This is a genomic window from Cyclobacterium sp. SOCE241, assembly GCF_056867545.1.
Window position 1 is genome coordinate 4,530,500 of the sequence record NZ_CP149779.1, and the last position, 19,494, is coordinate 4,549,993.

At 39.5% G+C, this 19,494-nt stretch carries 19 protein-coding genes and 4 pseudogenes; 6 read left to right on the forward strand and 17 right to left on the reverse strand.

Annotated features, from left to right (window positions below; translation table 11 throughout):
• Nucleotides 1-23: 23 nt before the first annotated feature.
• Nucleotides 24-1,060: pseudogene (gene ruvB / locus WG932_RS22920) on the reverse strand (Holliday junction branch migration DNA helicase RuvB).
• A gap of 157 nt (nt 1,061-1,217) precedes the next feature.
• Here ruvB and WG932_RS22925 point away from each other — a divergent pair.
• From WG932_RS22925 to WG932_RS22935, 3 genes are read left to right on the forward strand one after another with little or no spacing between them, the layout of a single operon-like run.
• Entirely contained in the window at nt 1,218-1,493 is a 276-nt protein-coding gene (locus WG932_RS22925) for a hypothetical protein (RefSeq protein WP_483085518.1), read from the forward strand.
• Nucleotides 1,466-2,284 (forward strand): FAD:protein FMN transferase, encoded by an 819-nt coding sequence (locus tag WG932_RS22930; protein ID WP_483088707.1) that lies wholly within the window; start codon nt 1,466-1,468, stop codon nt 2,282-2,284. The genes WG932_RS22925 and WG932_RS22930 overlap by 28 nt, the downstream gene beginning before the upstream one ends.
• A 42-nt stretch (nt 2,285-2,326) precedes the next feature.
• The gene (locus tag WG932_RS22935) at nt 2,327-3,028 is read left to right on the forward strand and encodes a ZIP family metal transporter (protein WP_483085519.1); all 702 of its coding nucleotides are present in this window, start codon (nt 2,327-2,329) and stop codon (nt 3,026-3,028) included.
• Nucleotides 3,029-3,659: 631 nt separating this feature from the next.
• Here the strand turns inward: WG932_RS22935 and WG932_RS22940 are convergent.
• From WG932_RS22940 to WG932_RS22980, 9 genes are all read right to left on the reverse strand, one after another.
• Nucleotides 3,660-5,171 carry an ArnT family glycosyltransferase gene (locus WG932_RS22940; RefSeq protein ID WP_483085520.1) on the reverse strand — a complete coding sequence of 504 codons (1,512 nt, stop codon included), beginning with the start codon at nt 5,169-5,171 and terminating at the stop codon, nt 3,660-3,662.
• A gap of 405 nt (nt 5,172-5,576) precedes the next feature.
• Entirely contained in the window at nt 5,577-6,683 is a 1,107-nt protein-coding gene (locus tag WG932_RS22945) for a hypothetical protein (RefSeq protein WP_483085521.1), read from the reverse strand.
• A 307-nt stretch (nt 6,684-6,990) separates the two neighbouring features.
• Nucleotides 6,991-7,743, reverse strand: a complete 753-nt coding sequence (locus tag WG932_RS22950; RefSeq protein WP_483085522.1) for a hypothetical protein — start codon at nt 7,741-7,743, stop codon at nt 6,991-6,993.
• Nucleotides 7,728-7,958, reverse strand: coding sequence for a hypothetical protein (locus WG932_RS22955; protein WP_483085523.1), 231 nt, complete (start codon nt 7,956-7,958; stop codon nt 7,728-7,730). The genes WG932_RS22950 and WG932_RS22955 overlap by 16 nt, the downstream gene beginning before the upstream one ends.
• A 99-nt stretch (nt 7,959-8,057) precedes the next feature.
• A complete protein-coding gene (locus tag WG932_RS22960) occupies nt 8,058-8,666 on the reverse strand; it encodes a DUF6134 family protein (RefSeq protein ID WP_339680538.1) in 609 nt (202 codons plus the stop codon).
• 91 nt (nt 8,667-8,757) lie between these two features.
• Nucleotides 8,758-8,973, reverse strand: a complete 216-nt coding sequence (locus WG932_RS22965; RefSeq protein WP_483085524.1) for an alpha/beta fold hydrolase — start codon at nt 8,971-8,973, stop codon at nt 8,758-8,760.
• Nucleotides 8,974-9,005: 32 nt separating this feature from the next.
• Nucleotides 9,006-9,317, reverse strand: coding sequence for an alpha/beta fold hydrolase (locus WG932_RS22970; RefSeq protein WP_483085525.1), 312 nt, complete (start codon nt 9,315-9,317; stop codon nt 9,006-9,008).
• Nucleotides 9,317-9,535 carry an alpha/beta fold hydrolase gene (locus WG932_RS22975; RefSeq protein ID WP_483085526.1) on the reverse strand — a complete coding sequence of 73 codons (219 nt, stop codon included), beginning with the start codon at nt 9,533-9,535 and terminating at the stop codon, nt 9,317-9,319. Before WG932_RS22975 ends, WG932_RS22970 begins: the two co-directional genes overlap by 1 nt.
• Before the next feature lie 377 nt (nt 9,536-9,912).
• The gene (locus WG932_RS22980; RefSeq protein WP_483085527.1) at nt 9,913-10,542 is read right to left on the reverse strand and encodes a GDSL-type esterase/lipase family protein; all 630 of its coding nucleotides are present in this window, start codon (nt 10,540-10,542) and stop codon (nt 9,913-9,915) included.
• A gap of 211 nt (nt 10,543-10,753) precedes the next feature.
• Between WG932_RS22980 and WG932_RS22985 the strand changes: the two genes are divergently transcribed.
• Genes WG932_RS22985 through WG932_RS22995 form a run of 3 tightly spaced genes read left to right on the forward strand, consistent with a single transcriptional unit; the run spans nt 10,754 to nt 12,108 of the window.
• Nucleotides 10,754-11,488: a UbiA prenyltransferase family protein gene (locus WG932_RS22985; RefSeq protein ID WP_483085528.1), complete on the forward strand. Its 735-nt coding sequence runs from the start codon at nt 10,754-10,756 to the stop codon at nt 11,486-11,488.
• A 45-nt stretch (nt 11,489-11,533) separates the two neighbouring features.
• Nucleotides 11,534-11,884 carry a class I SAM-dependent methyltransferase gene (locus tag WG932_RS22990; RefSeq protein WP_483085529.1) on the forward strand — a complete coding sequence of 117 codons (351 nt, stop codon included), beginning with the start codon at nt 11,534-11,536 and terminating at the stop codon, nt 11,882-11,884.
• Nucleotides 11,878-12,108 carry a hypothetical protein gene (locus WG932_RS22995; protein ID WP_483085530.1) on the forward strand — a complete coding sequence of 77 codons (231 nt, stop codon included), beginning with the start codon at nt 11,878-11,880 and terminating at the stop codon, nt 12,106-12,108. Before WG932_RS22990 ends, WG932_RS22995 begins: the two co-directional genes overlap by 7 nt.
• A gap of 24 nt (nt 12,109-12,132) precedes the next feature.
• Here WG932_RS22995 and WG932_RS23000 read toward each other — a convergent pair whose 3' ends face one another.
• The 7 genes and pseudogenes from WG932_RS23000 to WG932_RS23030 all read right to left on the reverse strand — a co-directional run bounded on the left by WG932_RS23000 (nt 12,133) and on the right by WG932_RS23030 (nt 19,464).
• Nucleotides 12,133-12,801, reverse strand: coding sequence for a hypothetical protein (locus tag WG932_RS23000; RefSeq protein WP_483085531.1), 669 nt, complete (start codon nt 12,799-12,801; stop codon nt 12,133-12,135).
• Between the two features lie 154 nt (nt 12,802-12,955).
• Complete coding sequence (locus WG932_RS23005) at nt 12,956-13,459, reverse strand: hypothetical protein (RefSeq protein WP_483085532.1); 504 nt, start codon at nt 13,457-13,459, stop codon at nt 12,956-12,958.
• 23 nt (nt 13,460-13,482) lie between these two features.
• The gene (locus tag WG932_RS23010) at nt 13,483-14,652 is read right to left on the reverse strand and encodes an AIR synthase related protein (RefSeq protein ID WP_483085533.1); all 1,170 of its coding nucleotides are present in this window, start codon (nt 14,650-14,652) and stop codon (nt 13,483-13,485) included.
• Between the two features lie 45 nt (nt 14,653-14,697).
• Nucleotides 14,698-16,646, reverse strand: a pseudogene (locus tag WG932_RS23015) (CHU_0125 family OmpA-like outer membrane integrity protein).
• Between the two features lie 21 nt (nt 16,647-16,667).
• Nucleotides 16,668-17,156, reverse strand: coding sequence for a hypothetical protein (locus tag WG932_RS23020; protein WP_014020157.1), 489 nt, complete (start codon nt 17,154-17,156; stop codon nt 16,668-16,670).
• A gap of 173 nt (nt 17,157-17,329) precedes the next feature.
• Nucleotides 17,330-18,122 (reverse strand): annotated as a pseudogene (locus tag WG932_RS23025) ((Fe-S)-binding protein).
• Nucleotides 18,123-18,134: 12 nt separating this feature from the next.
• A pseudogene (locus tag WG932_RS23030) lies at nt 18,135-19,464 on the reverse strand (4Fe-4S dicluster domain-containing protein).
• Nucleotides 19,465-19,494: the final 30 nt, after the last annotated feature.

Below are 19,494 nucleotides of genomic sequence, written 5' to 3' on the forward strand. Positions count from 1 at the left end.
TTATTAATTTCTGGATTAGCACCCTAGCTTTCAAATAAATTACCAGACTGTCCCCCGGGCTTTGGCTTTATTTTGAGATGGGTATAGGCAAGGTCAGTGGCAGTTCGGCCTCTACTTGTTCTTTTGAGATAGCCCTCTTTTATTAGAAATGGTTCATAGACCTCTTCTATCGTTTCAGCCTCTTCTCCGCAAGCTGTGGCGATAGTTGAGATACCTACCGGACCGCCGGCAAATTTATTGATAATGGTAAGCAAGATCCTATTGTCCATTTCATCCAAACCATTTTGATCCACATCCAATGCATTAAGCGCCATTTCTGCAATTTCTAAAGTAATTCTCCCATTGCCTTTTATTTCAGCAAAATCTCTGGTTCGTCGCAACAGGGTATTGGCAATTCTTGGAGTTCCGCGGCTTCTTCTGGCAATTTCAAAGGCTGCTTCAGGATCCAAGGGGGTGCCTAAGATAGCTGCAGAGCGGGTTACAATGGTAGACAGTAACTTTGCATCATAATATTCAAGCCGGGCATTGATACCAAACCGAGCCCTCAGGGGTGAGGTAAGTAGGCCGGATCTAGTAGTGGCCCCTACTAGGGTAAATGGGTTTAAGTTTATTTGTACAGTCCTTGCATTCGGACCTGAATCAAGCATAATATCGATCCTAAAATCCTCCATGGCTGAATAGAGGTATTCTTCCACAATCGGATTCAAGCGATGGATTTCATCTATAAATAAAACATCGCCTTCTTCAAGATTGGTGAGCAATCCAGCGAGATCTGAAGGCTTATCCAAAACCGGACCGGAGGTAATCTTAAGTGTAGATTCCAATTCATTGGCGATGATGTGACTCAAGGTGGTCTTTCCAAGGCCGGGAGGCCCATGGAGCAAAACATGGTCCAAAGACTCACCTCTTTTTTTGGCAGCCAAAACAAAAATTTTGATGTTTTCAACCGTCTTTTTTGACCTGTGAAATCATCAAAACTCAGGGGTCTTAGTGCTTTTTCTATTTCCTTGTCTCCAGGGCTTAAGCTTTCCTGGTCACCACGCAGATATTCTTCTCTCATATGAACCTTCTATGTCTCACAAATATAGAAAAATCATTGAAGCTTTTCAGGTTTTAAAGGGTTTCCGCTGAAACACTAACTAAGGTTAATGACCAAAAGTAATGAGCAATTGAAAAAATAGAATTAACTTTCGGAAAATTAAAACTGGCATTGTTTTATGCGAAAATCAGCCAAAAAAAATATCATTTACAGCATTTTGTTACTGTTAGTGGTGTTTATGGTTTACCTCTACAGACAAAATAAAGAAACTGCAGTTTCTACAGATACAACCCACCCAAAAATGGTTTTGAGTGGAAAGACCATGGGCACCACCTATAGGATTGTCTATTTAGATCCGGGGGGCGTAATTTTAAAAAAGAAATTGATTCAATTCTCGTTGATTTTAACCAGTCTCTTTCTACCTATATACCGGATTCTGAACTTAGTAGACTAAACAGGTATGATTCCCTTGTTTTTGAATCGGATTATTTTTATCCTGTGTTGCAGACCAGCAAGGAGGTGTTTTCAATTACAGATGGCGCTTTTGATCCTACCATTGGTCCTTTGGTCAATGCCTGGGGTTTTGGACCGGACGGACCTTCTTTGCATGATAGTTTAGGAGTGAAACAATTATTGGAGCAAGTAGGCTTTGAGAATTTGGATTTTAATGAAAAAGGCGTTAAAAAATCCAATACTGATGTTTATCTTGATTTTAGTGCCATAGCAAAAGGATACGGAGCAGATGTTGTTGCCAATTTTTTAAAGGATATGGGTATAGTAGATTTCCTTGTGGAGATTGGTGGCGAACTTGTAGGAAATGGCGTAAATGACAAAGGTGAATTATGGAAAGTAGGCGTTTCACATCCGGATGAAGAAGGTTTGGCCAATGAAATCTATAGTATTGTTGCCCTGGAAAATAAAGGCTTGGCTACTTCAGGCAATTATCGTAATTTTTATGTTAAAGATGGTGTAAAATACTCTCACACAATTAGCCCATTTACGGGTTATCCTGTGGTACATCGTTTGCTAAGTGCTACGGTGGTGGCTGATGATTGTATGGTGGCTGATGCCTATGCTACAGCCTTTATGGTTTTGGGATTAGACCGCGCAAAGGAAATACAAAAATCAGTGGAAGGTATAGAGATCTTTCTTATCTTTAATGATGACCAAGGCCAAATTCAATCTTACGTTAGTGATGGTCTCGCTCCATTTTTGACTACCGTAGGTGCTAAAGAGCCCAAATAACCCTAGCTAATATATGTTGTATGTACTTTTACTTTTTTTGCATTGGGTGCAGGATTGGTTGCAATCCTGGTGCCAGGTTGGAATGAGAAAAGCTTTAAGCTGGCATTAATATTTGCCGGTGCGTATCTTTTTGCCATTACAATTCTCCATATTTTCCCTGAACTTTTTGCCAATAAAGAATCAGCCTATTTTATGGGCTTGTATATCTTGCTTGGGTTTTTGCTACAACAAGTCCTTGATTTTATGTCCTCGGGAATTGAACATGGACATATTCATGACCATAAAGGACACGGAGCTAGCAATACAGTATGGACTTTAATGATTGGTTTGTTTTTGCATGCATTTCTGGAAGGAACATTGCTTTCAAAACAACCCATGCTCACCGGACATCATCATGGAAGTGAAACCCTTCTATTGGGAATGATTATGCATAAAATGCCGGAGGCCTTTGCATTATCGGCTGTTTTATTGTCCCGTCTTAATAAAACAAATACAATTTTATTGTTGACCCTATTTGCTTTGGCCTCACCTCTGGGTATGTTATCAACAGATTTTCTTTTTGATCGATCATTGATAGGTAGAGAAACCCTCGATATTTTATTTGGTTTGGTGGCAGGTGGCTTTTTGCATATATCTACCATTATATTTTTTGAAAGCTCCCCACAACATCGGTTTCAATTGCATAAATTACTGATCATTCTTTTGGCATCTGTATTGGCCATTTTGACGGAGTTTATTGTTTGAGTACGTAAGAGAAGCACCGCATTTCATTTATTATACAGGGTTTAAAAATTGATACTTCATTAACTTTTTTAGCTGTGAGGTCCGGAACCTATTTGGAATAAGGGATAGGCTACTTTTATTTTTTAAGGATGAAATATAGCTTGATAAAATAAATTAATAAGTGATTTGATCTTGTGGTTCAAAGCAGGAATTGGATAAAAAATGCCAGGGTTTTATCATAAATAAAACCCTGGACAAACCCTACATTAAAAAATAACCAACTTCCGCTACGGATTCCAACTTCTCAATTCAACTGGTTCCGTTTTCATTTTTTTGATAGAATAAATGTACTAAAGATAAATTTATAAAACCAATTATTATTAAGGTATATTGTTATATTACTGTACAAAGATTTTTTAATTGTATGAAATACATTAATATAAATATAAATATGTAAGAAATACAGTTTTTTGTATTTGATAGTGTGAAAAACCGATCTTATTTGGTGTTCACTTTCGAAAAAGTAAGTTAAGATACTGTGAATAAGGTTATTGCGATTGTATTGTGTTAATTTTTCTATAATTAGTTATATAATTGAATCAGACTTAGTTTTTCTATTTAAATAAATTCGAAAAAGAAATGCCATATAATTTTAATAAGAAGAAGGAATAGAAGGTGTGTATTCTATTAAATTCCTACAAAACTTTATATTTATCGGCCTTCTTGGAATACCTTTAAAGGACGTGACAAAGGATTCTTCATAGATAATTTCTTGAAAAGCAGCCTTGCCTTCAAAATTATCATAGTTCCAGCTTACAAAAACTCCGAATTTTTCCTTTCCCAAAAATTGATCCATACCTTTCCAGAGATCAAATTGGTTTTTACGAACGCCCATATTTATAACATAAGTTTGAGGATTTCCGGACAAATAAAAGGAGAGTTCAGATGCCGTGTGATAAGAATCAGAAAACACAAAGGGGGCTTCAATTGCCAAGCTATCTGTCAAGAAATCGATTCTTTCCGCAAGCTGTTGATGTCCCAGCAACCTTTTGATTAAATTCTGCTCTGTTTTGATCATTATATTGGAGGATTTTAACCCCAAATAATCAGGTGATAAGAAAAGAATAGGAATAAACATCCCAAGAAATACCCCGGAGAAAGTAATCTTTTTCCAACGTATAGATTGCCGATCGATCCATTTTGCTAAGACAATTGCCAAACCTGTGTAAGCAAAGGCCGGCCAATTTATCATGGCATCTTTAAAAATGCTTAACGCGGCAAATGTTACGAATGCCAATAATCCGGGAAGAATAAGGTAAATTGATTCAGCGTTTTTGCTTTTAATGGTATACCGAAAAGCTGCTAACCAAGCAGGAAGTAAAAACAAAGAAACAACCGCCATTTGGCTTAATATAAACTCTATAAAACTTCTGCTAGCGATGGATAAGTTGGTAGGGATATTATTTATACCTTCTGTACCTGATAAGGCTAACAAATGTCTGAAGGTATCAAAGTTATTTTGCCAGTTCCAAATAAATGCAGGGATGAATCCCAATAAACTAATCAAAATGAATTTCAAGAAATTTTTCTTGTGGACATTAAATTTCCCTATATAAAGTAAGTAAATTATTAAAACAGGGAATACCAACATGATGACAACTTTTGCCATTAGCCCCATTGCAGTAGTTATCCCGGCAAGAAGCCACCACTTGGAGCTATTTTCCCTAATCCCTCTATAGCAAAGATAAATACTTAATGTCCAAAAAAGGGTGAGAGAAGAATCTGTCATATGGAAGGTGGATGCAAGCCACCAAACAGGCATAGATTGGACGATCAAGGCCGCCCAAAATCCTATTTTTTTCGAGTACAAATAGGATCCAAATAAATAAGTAACCCATGCAATTCCAACTCCACTCAATATAGCATTTATTCGAACGGCCATTTCTGTATTGCCGAATACCGAGGTACTTAAAAAATTTAATACAGCAACCAATGGAGGTTTTGAATAATAATGCCAAGCCATGTTCTGTGACCATAGCCAATATTGTGCTTCTTCGGTAAATAAATTTACTTCCGGTCTAAGGGTGAAAAGAATCTTCGGTACCGCTAACGAAATCGTTATAATGTAGAAATAGAAAGAATATTTTTTTTGGTTAGGAACCATAAAAAATTAATTTAAGTAAAATTTATTATCCAAATAAAGAAAAGCATGAGGCTCGATGATTTGAGGAAATTGCAATCTAAACCATTTAATAGATTGCCTTCTTCAACTAATTTTCTTGAATAAGAAAATTCCAAAATGAATCAAATCAATGTAATAACGACATCCATTGTGATGTGAAACTCACTAGGATGCATTAAAACCCGTACTTTAGCCTTTTTTGCTAACGGAAAGGGAGGGAAGTTGTTTGTTTATTTGGCACTACTTTTGGCACGAGTCCGGAAGAGAGTCGGTTTTTGAAATTACAAAAAATTGGATAAGTATAATTCTTTAAAATATAATTGGAGAGAGAGGTGAATCCTCAACTATAAATTTGTTTATTTGATGCTAGGGTTGATGATAAAATATTTAATCCGGTTTTGGAATAATCCATATCTCAGCCACTTGAACCCCTCTTTCTCCTTCACCACACGTCCAATGGAGCACCAGGTCCCCATCGGCATAACTGCTTTGAGGTAATTCAAATTCATACAAAGGTTTGGCCCCGGTCTGAATGAAGTCGTGAATCAAATGACCATCATCAGTAGATAATTTCATTTTAGACCTGAACCTACCGGTATAAGCTATTTTAATTTTATATGCTTTTTCAGGGTTTAGTTCTTCATATTTTATGAGCAAGGGAGTATCATAGAGCGTGGTTATTTGGTTCATCCAGGCCAGAGGAGTGGCAGTCCCTCCAAATCCTACAGCCTGTATTTCATGCACCCATTCTTGACCTTTTAGGCCTACCCCGAAGCTTTCTCTAGGGCCATATAACCCACCGGGGTCTTGACTCCATATTTTTGTTTTAACAACTCTATTCCAGCTTTTTCCCATCCCGAAATTGTCATAAAAACCTCCCGGACCCGGATTAGTACGGTTGAGCAGTTGCTTTATTTTATCTTCTCTTAGCTTTTCCTCCGGTACTTTTTGAATGGCCTTGAGATTGGCCAAAAGCCAAGGGGAATCATTAAGCGGTACCTCTAAATTGTCAATAAAATTTCCTCTTCCTGAAGCTGCACCATGAGACTCAATGGTAAGTTGCGCTCCTATGCTTTGGTAAAGTGCATCAGCCAGTTCTAAACTTCTTTGCTTCAACTGTGCTAAATAAGGGTCTGAGGCGGGTTCTGTAAGAATTCTTGTAGCCTTTTCTATACTTTTGAGGCTGCCAATTTTTTCTGACCCTTGTAATACATTGATTGCTTTCTGTTCTTGCTGAGTTTCAAACAGTAGTTTTTGCTGAATATAAGCATCAAAATAGGCTCGGATTAACCCCATTTGAAATCTAAAATTAGCCATTAATTTATTGTCAGCTTTTTCTTCCATTGCCTGCCATTGAGCCAAGGCTTGGGAAACACTGGAATTGTATAGCAATCTACCTCGCAGATTTTCCTCTTGGGCTAAAAAGCCATTTGTTGCAGCATCCACCCATTTAGGGCCAAAGAAAAAACGGGAATAATCTCTTAAAGTTTCCAAGACCTTTGTTTCCGGATTCCATTCTTGATCTGTCCATATGAATTTATTTACATCGTCATTGGTACCTTCAGAATAGCTAATGCTCCCATTAGCAAAGTGGGCCAGTGAATTGTGGATGGTTTTTTGGTCCTTAGGTCGAGGATTAATAGACTCCTACCCAAAGTCATAGCCATGGCCAAATCCCATTTAGGAATAGGGTACTGTGAACTCAAATTATGAGTAATGTCAGGATACCTACGGATAGGAATAGAGGAATCAGTTAACTGTCGCAATTCAGGTAATGGTATTTTTACCCAAGGGCCGAAAACTACGCCACCAAACCAATCATACTTCTGGTTGACGTGAAAAAAGAATTGGTCAAACCAAGCCTTCGTCGGCCTAAATACCTGGGGGAAACCCATATTTTGGCAGCAGGGTGAAATCGGTGAAGCACTGTAGCCACTTCTTCTAACCAATGGAACAATACATCCGGCTCTAGGTTCCCTGGGTCCCCGCCGGGAACAAATAAATGATCCAATCTTGGAATGGAGGCGAATACATCTTTGCGCTGGGTTAGCTCAATGGTTCTTGTTTTAGGATCTTCATAGTCTTCAGCCATATTGGGGTACCACATCCACACATCCAAATCCAATTCATCAGCTATTCGTGATTGTTCGCTAATCATATCAATGGCGGGAATAGTCATGTGAGGCGAAGTGAAATCATCATCGGTTCGTGGAGGCATAATTTCAATACTATTGGCTCCAAACAATGCCAGCTCCCTAATATATTGATCAAAGCGATCTACAGAAAAGGCATCGTAGGCGTTTGTTTTGGGACGGTATCCCAATTGATGCCCTCTAATGGGATATTTTGGGGAACTAGTTTTTTCAATGCTTTTATTCAATAGCAAATGATTTTCTGACCAATCCATTTTTCTCAAAAGATGGCCTATACCAAATAGCAAGCCTCTGTCATCTTTCCCTATAATAATGGCCATGGGCGGAGAAAAGGTGTCATCGATGACCACCTTAAAGCCTTCACCGGGCATGGCTTCGACGTCTTTTAATCTTTTTTCCATTTTTTGGGAAGACTTTGAATGGCATCGTATTGAGTCAATAGGATAATTGGGGAGGCGGCCTCCTCTTTTTGCTTGATAGGAAATGTAGAATTTATCCGGCTTTCTAGTTCTTCTTTCAGTATCTTGGCATAGGTAGGTATGCGCTCACTTTCTCCATAAGGAACAATTACAGCTCCAGAAAAGTTAAAATTTTGGCCATATGAAAGACCACTCACTAGAAAAATTGTTGTAATTAATAGGTGTCGTAGCAGCATCGTTTCTTTGGGTTATCTTCCAATATACCCTTAGTACAGCTAATATGACTACTTAGATGCTTATTCTCTGCGTTTTACTTCGTAATTTTTTATGGGATTATGCATGCTGACTTTTTGCATTTTCCCATTTTGGTAGTAATATTTATTTTCATCACCCTCTATATGGGTGGTGTAGATGCCTTTGCCATGAGATCTGATCTCAGAGAATTTCCCTAAATTTTCTGCTATCATCACTGTTATCCCTCTTGGTTCCTCAAAAAATAGTCTTACCGCACTATGGTGAATAGGTGATTTGATAATGTCTTTGTGTTCATATTTATATCCATTTGCATCAATTTTATATTCATCACCCTCAAGCCATATTCTACTGATAAAGTTTCCTCTATTTGTTTTTGAACTTACTTTAGAATCTATGAAAATATCATCGTGGTATTTTACCTCAGTGTGGTAGTCTACTTTGATGGTTCCGAATAGCCAGAAACTAACCTTACTGTCCAACCTGTATATGGTGGTGTCGTTTTCTAAGGTTTTTGTGGCTTTCATTTGCCCGATGGTAAAACCGGCCAATTTGATATCAAAATCAATTGTTTCTTGGGCTTTTAAGGAGCTTGAATAGAGAATGAATAGTGTAAGTATAAGAGAGGTTAAAGAAGATACTTTTATGGGCATTTTCTAGTGGTTTAGTAAATTGTGCTTTCTATTATGTTAGGGTTAAGGGAAGCAAAAGTCAAGCTCCTTGTCGAATAGGCAAAGTTTTGTTTTACCTAATTAGCTTTAAAAACTGTAAAGCGATGCTGTTGAAAGCCTCAGGCTTTTCTACGTTAACTACATGACCGCAAGCTGGAACTACTTTAAGCTGTGCAGATTGATGAGTCTTAACCAGCTTGGTGATAGTGGGCAAAAACATATAATCCTCCTCCCCCATTAGATAAAGGGTGGGGACAGGGGTTTCCTTAATTCTAAATAAACTCAGCAAAGGATTGACTCTGGAAGCAAGACTAAACCACCTTATAAACTCTTTTTGGTAAAGTTTTTTGCTTCCTTAACGAATAGGTACCTGGAGGCCTTGTGATTTTTCCTCGGCATAATAATAAAAGCAAAAAGCTTATAAAGGAGTAGGTACGGGATGACAGATTTTAATAAAATACCCAAGCGCATTAGTACTTGGCCACGTAGATTAAGTTTCATTATAGCTCCTGCCAGCACCATGCTTGACACCCTTTCAGGGTATCTCTCCGTTATTTCCCGAATAATAATTGTACCCAAAGAGATGCCAATGAAATGAGATTTTTTGATTTTTAGATGGTTTAAAACCTCCATTACTTCATCTGAAATAACCGGGAAACTGTATTTTTTAGTTTCTCGTAAACCTTGTCCTTGGATTTTCCATGCCCCCTCAAGTCCACCAACAGTACATTATACGATTTCTTGAAATCACGAATTTGCTTAAACCATATGGCACTACTACCTCCTGCCCCATGAATAAAAGTTACCCAAGGTGCCTCTGGTTTTAAGATATAAGTGGTGTAATGCAGCATGAAGGAATATAACACGGAATTACCCAATATGGTTTAATCCCAGATAAAACGTATAGGGAATTGATTGATTTTCAATCTTTTTCCCGGTGTAGCTATTGATAACCTCTCCCGTATTTACGAGAAGTCTTGCAATCGCAAGAAAATCAGGCAGTTTGGAGATTTTTTAGCATGGCACCGCTATGGTGAAAATGGAAAGCAGCAACCAAGTGGCTGATTTTGAGGCGATTTCTGAACGTAAAAGATTTTCTATTCCATATTTAGGGTTTAAATAGCTGTCGAAGGTTAGACTTGACATTTTCAGAATTATTAAGCAATGCCGGCCCGACGTTGAAAAGGGCCGGCTTTGCTTAGTATATTCAAATTACTGGTTTACAAAATTATTTGATGGCTTTGGCAACCAGTTTTGCCATGATTTTATTGCCTTTGGTATTGGGATGTACCCCATCTGCGAATAGCTTCCCGTATTTCTCCATAGGGGTGTGTAAATCGATAAGGGTGGAACCGGTTTGTTCAGCTGCTTGGCGGATCAAAGGTACCATTTCATTAACAATTATTTCCTCAGTGATGTCAAAATTGGTCTTGAAGACAGGAACCGGTATACATACATAAACTTTTCCGTCGGCCGGCATGCTTGCTTTATAGGTTTCTATTATTTCCACATAATCTTTAAGAAACTCATCCTTGTATTTCCAGTTCTGTGGTTTAGAATCATTGGTTCCCAACTTTATTACCAGCACATCGGGCGCAAATTCTTTTACAGCTTCAAATTGTGGCTCTTCCCAATAAGGATGATCTCCCTTCTTTAATAAAGTACGGCCACTTACTCCAAAATTGATCACTTGGTATTTATCCTTTAACCTTTTCTGCATTTGAAGTGGGTAGCTGTCAGGATTGTCTCTTCCGGGACCTTGAGTAATACTGTTGCCTACGCAAGCTACTTTAATAGGTTCTTGGGCAAAAACTTGTTGACTGACAATTAACAAAAGAATATAAAATAATTTGTTCATGAATAGTAGATTTTCTTAGAAAGTGGAAATTACATAATTTTTAAATGTTTTGATCCTTTCATTTCCTTAAATTGCCTTTTACTAAGAATTTTTCTGTGACGATGAAATTGAAGCATTCGCTTATTTATGAAAAGTTTAACCTCCTTTCTTTGGATGTGGTGGTGGGAGCTTGTTCAGGAATGTATTTTTTGCTCACCTTATGAAAGTGGATTTGTCGTGGAAAATATATTTACTTCTGGCATTGGCTGTTTGGTGCATTTATACCTTTGACCATTTATTGGATGCGAAAAAAGTGGCGGGGCCAGCCTTATCTCAGAGGCATAGATTTCACCAAAACCACTTTAAATTTTTGATGTTATCACTATTTGTGGCCATAATATCGGGTTTGATTTTGGCTTTTCTGTTTTTACCTTCGATTAAAATGCTTGGCTCAGGCCTAGCTCTTGCCCTGATTATTATGCTTACCATGACACTTTTGCGCATTGCAGGGAAGAAAATGGCTGCCATAAAAGAATTTTCTACAGCTTTCTTTTATGTGGCAGGCCTGGTGCTGATACCTATTTTAAATCTCGATCATGCTTTCTCCTCTGCCAATTGGGCTTTCTTCCTTGGCGCGTATTTTTTATTGGCTTGGTACAATTTGGTTTTTCTCTCCTATAGTGATGGAGAACAAGATCTGGCTGAAGGTCAAGCTTCCATTAGTACAGTTATAGGCATGAAAGATACACGAAAATTACTGTGGGGTCTTTCCTTTATAGGGTTGGCCTACCTGGTTGTACTATTCTTAATTCTGCCCTCTTATTTTCATATTTACACCTTAATTTGGGGATTGATGTTGCTGATGCATATTATCAGTTTTTTAGAGTCTCCGGCTAATGATACCATGAAAACAAGAAAGTGCCTTGAGCTCTCCTTTTCTTTGCCAATTTTGCTGTTATTATTTTAATCCGGGACAAGATTATAAGTTAAAACCTATGGTAGACCTAATATTATGAATTCTTATAATTTTATTGCTCCCTTTTATGACACGCTGGCTACCTTGGTATTGGGTCATAAGTTTCATGAAAGCAAGTGGGCGTTTTTAGATATTATTCAGCCTGGAGCGACTGTCTTGGTGGTGGGAGGGGGAACCGGAGCCAATTTACCTGAAATTTTGAACAGATGTGGTAAAGAAGGTAAGGTGATTTATATGGAGGCTTCGGAAAAAATGATTGACAAAGCCATCCAAAGCATCCCTCAAGATCTACAAAACCGTGTGGAATTTATTTGTAGGGCTGATTTTAAGTTTCAGGAAAAATACAATTTTGACGTAATTGTCACCAATTTTTATTGGACGTGTTGACAGACAAAGCAATCAAAGAACTATTTAAGGAAGTCAACAAAAGAGTAACTCCCAATTCCAAGTGGTTATTTTTGGATTTCTTTCCTCTCAAGGGAAAAAGTCTTTTGATTTGGGTAATGATCACCAGCTTTGGCGTTTTGACCAAACATCCGAGAAAAGAATTACCTGATTATAGAGTTTTTTGCCAAAGGGGGCTGGAAAGAAGCGAAGGTGAGGTTTTTTGAAAATGGATTTTACCAAGCAAAAGTTTATTTGCCTGCACCAAAGGATATCAAGTCTGATACAATCTCCTTAAAATAATCTCCATTATAAGGCCCATAGAAATTCATATCTCTGGCTTCATAATAATCTCCTGAATAATATTTGTCAGGCGTTATATAGCCAATATATCCTCCATTAAAAGTAGTAATGAACAAGGATAGCCCAAGAGCTTTGGCATGTTCCTCCCATTCTTTATAAAACACCCCCGAGACTTCCCCGGAAGAAGAAATAAATAAGGCATCTCCAATTCTGACCACATCGAAATAAGCGGGGTTATCCCCAATGGCCCAGTCAAAAAGCCAGGGCCTAAGCCGAATATTATCACTGATCCGATAATGCGGGGAACGAAGTTTTAAAGGGAGCCTTGTGGCTAAAATCTGTTTGCCTACAAGGGCTTTTTCGTATTTATTCTCATTGACTACTGAATCCAATGATGAAGCATACTGCTTGATGCTCTGAATGTCATTTCCGGGTGCTTTTGGGCGATGACTGCCTACTGCACCCGCTGCAAATACGGCAAAGTCATACTTTTCTTCCATTAATTCAGAAAGGTAATAAGGATAATCTCCGGAAAGTCCCATAAACTTGCTACTAAGGCATGTGGCGTGGGCACTGTAAGTTACCAAAGAGCAGCTTTGACCTGCAGTATTTTCCAAAATCAACTGCCTAATATACGGGTCTATAGGGTCAGTAGCAATAAGTCTGTTGGATACAAAGTCAGCAGCTTCTGATTTTTGGTGCGAAGGCTTACCGTGTCCATATTTCCTAAGGCTTCTGAAATGGCCTTTAATGTGCCGCTTTTAATGGTATTTACCAAGGGTTCATCCCATCCCCCATTGCAATTTCTCCTACAGGTCCGGGTATTGTTCCACCCATTCCACTATGGGTATGTGTGGCTGTAAAATAGACCTGATCGACCGGTAATTGCTGTTTGGTTATGGCCTCTCTTAAGGTTAAGGCAAGTTCCGGATGAACAATAAGTAGCTCGTAATTTAAGAAGGCTACCTTAAATTGCGCATTGCCTATAATGATGGCTTTTACAAAGCTACTGTCTGCCACGAATTCATAAGGTCCGCGAGGTTTGTAAGCCACCAAGTTGGCAGGTTTGTCAGGAGTTATATTCGCCTTGGCCCAACCACCCAAAAGATAGCCTTTGTCTGCCCCCTTAAAGGTCAAAATCTCAAGTTCTTGCTTGGTTTCTTTGTAATAAGCCGTCTCTTTATAAGGTGTCCAGTCCACCGTCGTGAGCGTTAGTAATCCCATGGCCAATAAAAAAATGAGGCAGCCTAAAATTATTTTTATAAGGATTTTCATTTGCTCAGGGTTAATTGAGTGCCTTAACCCTCATAGGTAAAGGTGCCATGTGTACTTTTGACGGTAACTTTTTTGCCTTGATGATCTGTCACACGGCCTATTACTTTTGCTTCTACTCCAAAATTGGCAGCAATGGCAATGGCTTGTTCAGCATCTTTTTCATCCAAATAAACTTCCATTCTGTGCCCCATGTTGAAAACCTTGTACATCTCTTTCCAATCGGTGCCGCTTTCTTCTTGAATGATCTTAAAGAGCGGAGGAGTATCAAACAGGTTGTCTTTGATAACGTGAAGGTTGTCTATAAAATGAAGCACTTTGGTTTGGGCTCCACCACTGCAATGAACCAAACCATGAATTCCGGCTCTGTTTTCTTTCAATAAAGCAGCTATAATTGGCGCATAGGTTCTGGTAGGTGATAGGACCAGTTTTCCCATATCCAACGGTGTACCCGGAGCGGGGCTTGTGAGGTCATGGCTTCCGGAATAGACCAAGTCTTCAGGAACAGAAGGATCAAAACTCTCCGGATAGGCAGACATTAACTGCTTTGAAAATACATCATGTCTGGCAGAGGTAAGTCCATTACTTCCCATTCCCCCATTGTATTCAGATTCATAAGTTGCTTGACCAAATGAGGTCATTCCCACAACCACATCACCTGCTTTTATATTGTCATTGGAAATGACTTCATTTCTCTTCATTCTGCAGGTAACCGTACTGTCCACAATAATGGTACGTACCAAATCACCTACATCTGCTGTTTCTCCACCGGTAAGAACGGCATTTACCCCATGGTCTCTAAGCATCTGTAATACTTCCTCGGTGCCATTGATTATGGCCGCAATTACTTCACCGGGAACAAGGTTTTTGTTTCTGCCGATAGTGGAGGAAACCAATATATTATTGACTGCACCCACACATAGCAGGTCGTCTATATTCATGATGATTGCATCTTGGGCAATTCCTTTCCACACACTTAGGTCTCCGGTAGCTTTCCAATAAAGATAAGCCAGAGAGGACTTTGTTCCTGCGCCATCAGCGTGCATGATGTTACAATATTCAGGATCATTGCCCAAAACATCTGCCACAATTTTGCAGAAGGCTTTAGGATACAGGCCTTTGTCAAGGTTAGAAATAGCTTGGTGTACGTCTTCTTTGGAGGCTGAAACCCCACGCTGCATGTACCTATCGTTCATAAACTCAGATTTGGAAAAAACAGATAAGGGGCAAAGGTAAGCATTTTACTCCGTGATTTCTATAACCTTAAACTCCGTTCTTCTGTTGATTTGATGTTCTTCTTCTGTTTGAGCATTTTCTATGATCAATTGCCTTTCGCCATATCCCTTAGCCTCCAACCTATCGGCTGAAATTCCTTGAGAGACAATGTAAGCAACTGCGGATTCAGCCCGCCTTTGAGAAAGGTCATCATTATAAGCGTCTGTAGCTCTAGCATCAGTATGACTACTTAGTTCAATGCGAATACCCGGGTTGTCCTTAAGAATTTTCACCAGCTTGTCGAGTTCAATGGCTGCGTCAGGTCGGATATCAGCCTTGTCCAAATCGTAATAAATGTTTTCAAGTACAATAGCTCTTTCAAGTATTAACTGATCCAAAATTATGGTTGTATCTAAAGTGATATTGGTTACATCTTGTATGAGATCCTCTTCTGCCGGTGTTTTTCCAACGGTGGTATAAGGAATACTTTTAGCGAAATATCCGGTTTTTGAAGCAATTATTGAGTAGTTTTCATTGGGCTCCAGAGAGAACCTCAGGCGTCCTGATTGGCTACTAAGGTCACCATCTAGGGTTTCATTTTTATCATCATATAGCATCACCCTTACTTGAGGAAGAATCTCCTCTGAACCATTTTCAGCAATGGTTTTGGTGACCACATTGAGCATTACATTGACCACTTTTGGTGCAGGAGTCATGTCTTTAAAGAAGTAGATGTCATCATCCCCTTTTCCGCCTTCCCGGTTAGAAGTAATGAATCCTTCTTCAGGATATTTGGTAAAGAAAATCCCAAAATCATCCGCTACTGAATTAAAATTGGGTCCAAGGTTTACAACCTTATTTTCCCCATCTACTTCCTTATAAACGAAAAGATCCAACTTACCGAAGCCGGGATGACCATCTGAGGAGAAATAAAATTCGCCGTTAGGCAAAGGTCTCGGGAACATTTCATTGCCGGGTGTATTAATTTCCGGCCCCAGATTTACACCGGCCCCATAGTTGCCTGAAGCCATCTTAGTGGCCTTATAAAGATCCGTTCCACCATAACCTCCGGGACGGTTGGATGCAAAATAGAGCGTTTCTCCATCCGGACTAAAGGCCGGAGTAGAATTCCAATATTCAGGTTCCCCATTTACTCCCATATAAGCCGGCTGAGTAAATCCACTGCCATTAAATGTAGAAGAAAAAGGCTAACTTCAGGTAGATCACCTTTGCGGTTACTGTTGCCTCTTGCGTAAACAATCCTGTTTCCGTCGGGACTTATGGCAATGGCTCCTTGATTTAGACCTGATTCATTTTGAAATTCAGTAAGGGTTTGCACTCCTTGTACGTCCACGTTAATGCCGTCTGCTCTTGTTTTAAATAAGCGGGTATAACCTTGACCAGAGCCGGTATACATGCCCCCGGCTCCTCTGGAACTGGTGAAGAACAATTGGTTTTCACTAAGTACCGGAGCATAATCCAATCCGGATGAATTCAGCAAGGTATAATTTTCCAACTCATGATTGGGCCAAATGGGAGTAATGTCTGCGATGGCGTCAATATTTTGTATCTCTTTGTTGGCAAGCGCTATTTTCTCGTCATCCATAGTCAGCGTTTTTGCTGCTTCAAAGGCTTCCTTTGCCTCCTCATATTCACCCTTTCCTTTTGAACTCTTTCCTTTATGGTATTGACTGTCGAATGTGGCATCTGCTTCATTGACCTTCTCATAGTATTCAGTAGCTTTTTCTATTCTGTTGGAAAGCCTGTAGCTTTCTGCGATATAGAAATTGGCTTCACTATTATCCGGCTCGTTTTCTAACAGTTTAGAATAGGAGGCAATAGCCAGTTGGTATTCCCCGGTGTTGAACTGGGTCTGGGCTTTTTGTTGCAAACTGGTACAAGATGCTTGTAACACAAGCAGTAAAACAGGAAGTAAACAGCGGCTTGCAGGAAGGGTGAACTTTATGTTTCTCATACTATTTTTTCTCTGGCAGTATTAATGAGCAAAGTATTTTTTTAGCCAACTGTTATTGGCTTCGATAAGCCATTGTTCATCCAAGTCTGAAACTTTATTTACACTAGGGTTAAACATTTTGCTGGTAGACTTCAATGAACCGGCTGAAACGTGATTTTTAATTTCAGGCAAAAAGGCCACCCTAACATTTTCTCCATCCATATAGGCCACCTTGCCACTGTCTAGCAAATTCAGATTTAATTTAACTTCTATCTCCCGAATGATCCTAACAGAGCTGTCAATGGAGCATCCGCTGGCCCCTAACTTGCTTTCATCTACAGAAAGAATAATAAATTGGTCAAGCCTAATGTCAAAAGAACTAGGCATCTCTGCACCATGGGTGTTCCATTGGTTACAGAAGGCAACGAGTTTAGAAATTATCCAAACTTTTTCCTGCTCCTCAAAGGGCCGGTCTGCCTGATAGACCCAAATTCTCGCATCTTTTGGCATATCATCAAATGGTACGTACATAGGCTCTTTTAATTTATTAACAGAATCAAATTTACAAAATTAACAGGCATAGTTGCTGCTTTTTTATTAAACGAAGATAGATTCATTATGATACAAAATCTTTTTAAGTTCCCTCAAAAAAGAATAAAACCTAAAAACTGATCCTGTACAAGACGAATAAAATCCTTTTTTGTCTACAATTGTTGGTCTCTTGCAATCAATTCAGCCAAATCAAGCACATTTACCTCAGCCTCTTTTTCCTTGTTTTTTACCCCATCAGTCATCATGGTCAGGCAAAAAGGACAACCTACGGCAATGGTTTTGGCTCCTGTTTGCAAGGCCTCTTCGGTGCGTTCCACATTGATGTCTTTTTCCGGACTCCGGCTCCTTAAACATCTGTGCACCGCCGGCACCGCAGCAAAGGCCCTTGGATCGGCATCGCTTCATTTCCACAAGTTCCATATCCAAGGCTTTGATGACTTCCCTAGGGGCCTCATATACATCATTGGCCCTGCCTAGAAAGCAACTGTCATGAAAAGTGATTTTTTTACCTTTAAACTCACCACCGTCTTTCATTACGATTTTGCCCTCATTGATCAACTCCTGCAAATACTGAGAATGGTGAACCACTTCATAATTACCTCCCAAAGCCGGGTATTCATTTTTAATGGTGTTGAAACAGTGTGGGCAGGCAGTTACGATTCTTTTTACCTGATAACCGTCCAAAACCTGAATATTGCTCATGGCTTGCATTTGGTAGAGAAATTCATTTCCTGCCCTTCTGGCCGGATCTCCTGTACAAGTCTCTTCATCTCCGAGTACGGCAAAGTTAACGCCCACCTTGTTTAATATTTTGACAAATGCCAAGGTTACTGCCTTGTAGCGGTCATCAAATGAACCGGCACAACCCACCCAAAATAAAATCTCCGGACTTTCTCCGGAAGCCATCTTCTGGGCCATTGTAGGGGCTTTATAGGTATCACTCATAATATTGTTCGTTTACTTTTCTTCTTTGTTTAAATCTGCTGCCCAGTTAAATCGGTCCGTAGGAGGGAATTTCCATGGAGCAAAGCTGGTCTCAATATTTTGGAACATGGCATTCCACTGTGCAGGGCTGCCACTTTCTTCCATGGCCGTATACCTTCTCAATTCGATGATAATGGCCAATGGATCGATGTTGACAGGGCAGGCTTCTACACAAGCATTGCAGTTGGTACAAGCATTGATTTCTTCTTGGGTAATGTAATCTCCCAATAGAGATTTGCCATCGTCCAACCCTTTTTTCCGGCAAGTAGATTTTGACTCACCTCTTCAGCCCTGTCTCGAGTGTCCATCATAATTTTTCGTGGAGACAATTTTTTTCCGGTAAGGTTGGCCGGACATTCTGCAGTACAGCGTCCGCATTCCGTACACGAAAAGGCATTCAATAGGTTTATCCTAGACAAATCATTAACGTCTTTGGCACCAAATCGTCCTATCTCTGCGGCTTCATTGGCCGGTGGCTCCGAGGCCATTCCTAACATCATTTTCACCTCTTGGGTTACACTTTCCATGTTTTCCATTTTCCCTTTTGGCTCCAAGTTGGAATACCAGGTGTTTGGGAAGGCAAGGAATATGTGTAGGTGTTTGGAATAAGTAACATATATCGCAAACCCTAAAATACCAATGATATGAAACCACCAAGCAAACCTTTCAATCAATACCAAAGTACCGGACTCCAATCCTTCAAATATCCCTTGGATACTTCCGCTTATCCAAAGGCCTCCCAGTGGGATATAGCCACCAATGCCTCTATAGGCCAAAAGCTGATCAGTGGCATTCATGGTTAGGATGGCCAACATCAAGACAATTTCAATAACTAGGATTAGGTTGGCATCTAACTTTGGCCAGCCTTTTAACTCCGCCATGTTAAGCCGGGGTACCTTAGTGATGTTTCTTCGCACTAGAAAGATCAGGCAAGAGACCAATACCCCAAGGGCCAAGAATTCAAAGAAATTCATGGCTATGGAATAAAAACCGGCCAGAAATGGGGCAAAGACCCTATGGGTTCCTGCAATGCCATCGATGATAAACTCCAATACTTCAAGATTGATGATTACAAATGAAACGTATATCACCAGGTGAAGTAGGGCAGGAATTATGTTCTTAAACATCTTTTTTGTCCAAAGGCAACCAGCAACATGGTTTTCCATCGTTCACCGGGATTGTCATTGCGTTGTATGGGTTGACCCAGTTGGATGGTTTTCCGGATATAATTTATTCTCTTGTACAAAATATACCCTGCTGTACCTAAAACCAATAAAAAAAGCACTTGTGGTAAGCTACTCATATTGAATGTGTTAATAAATTTCCATGATTT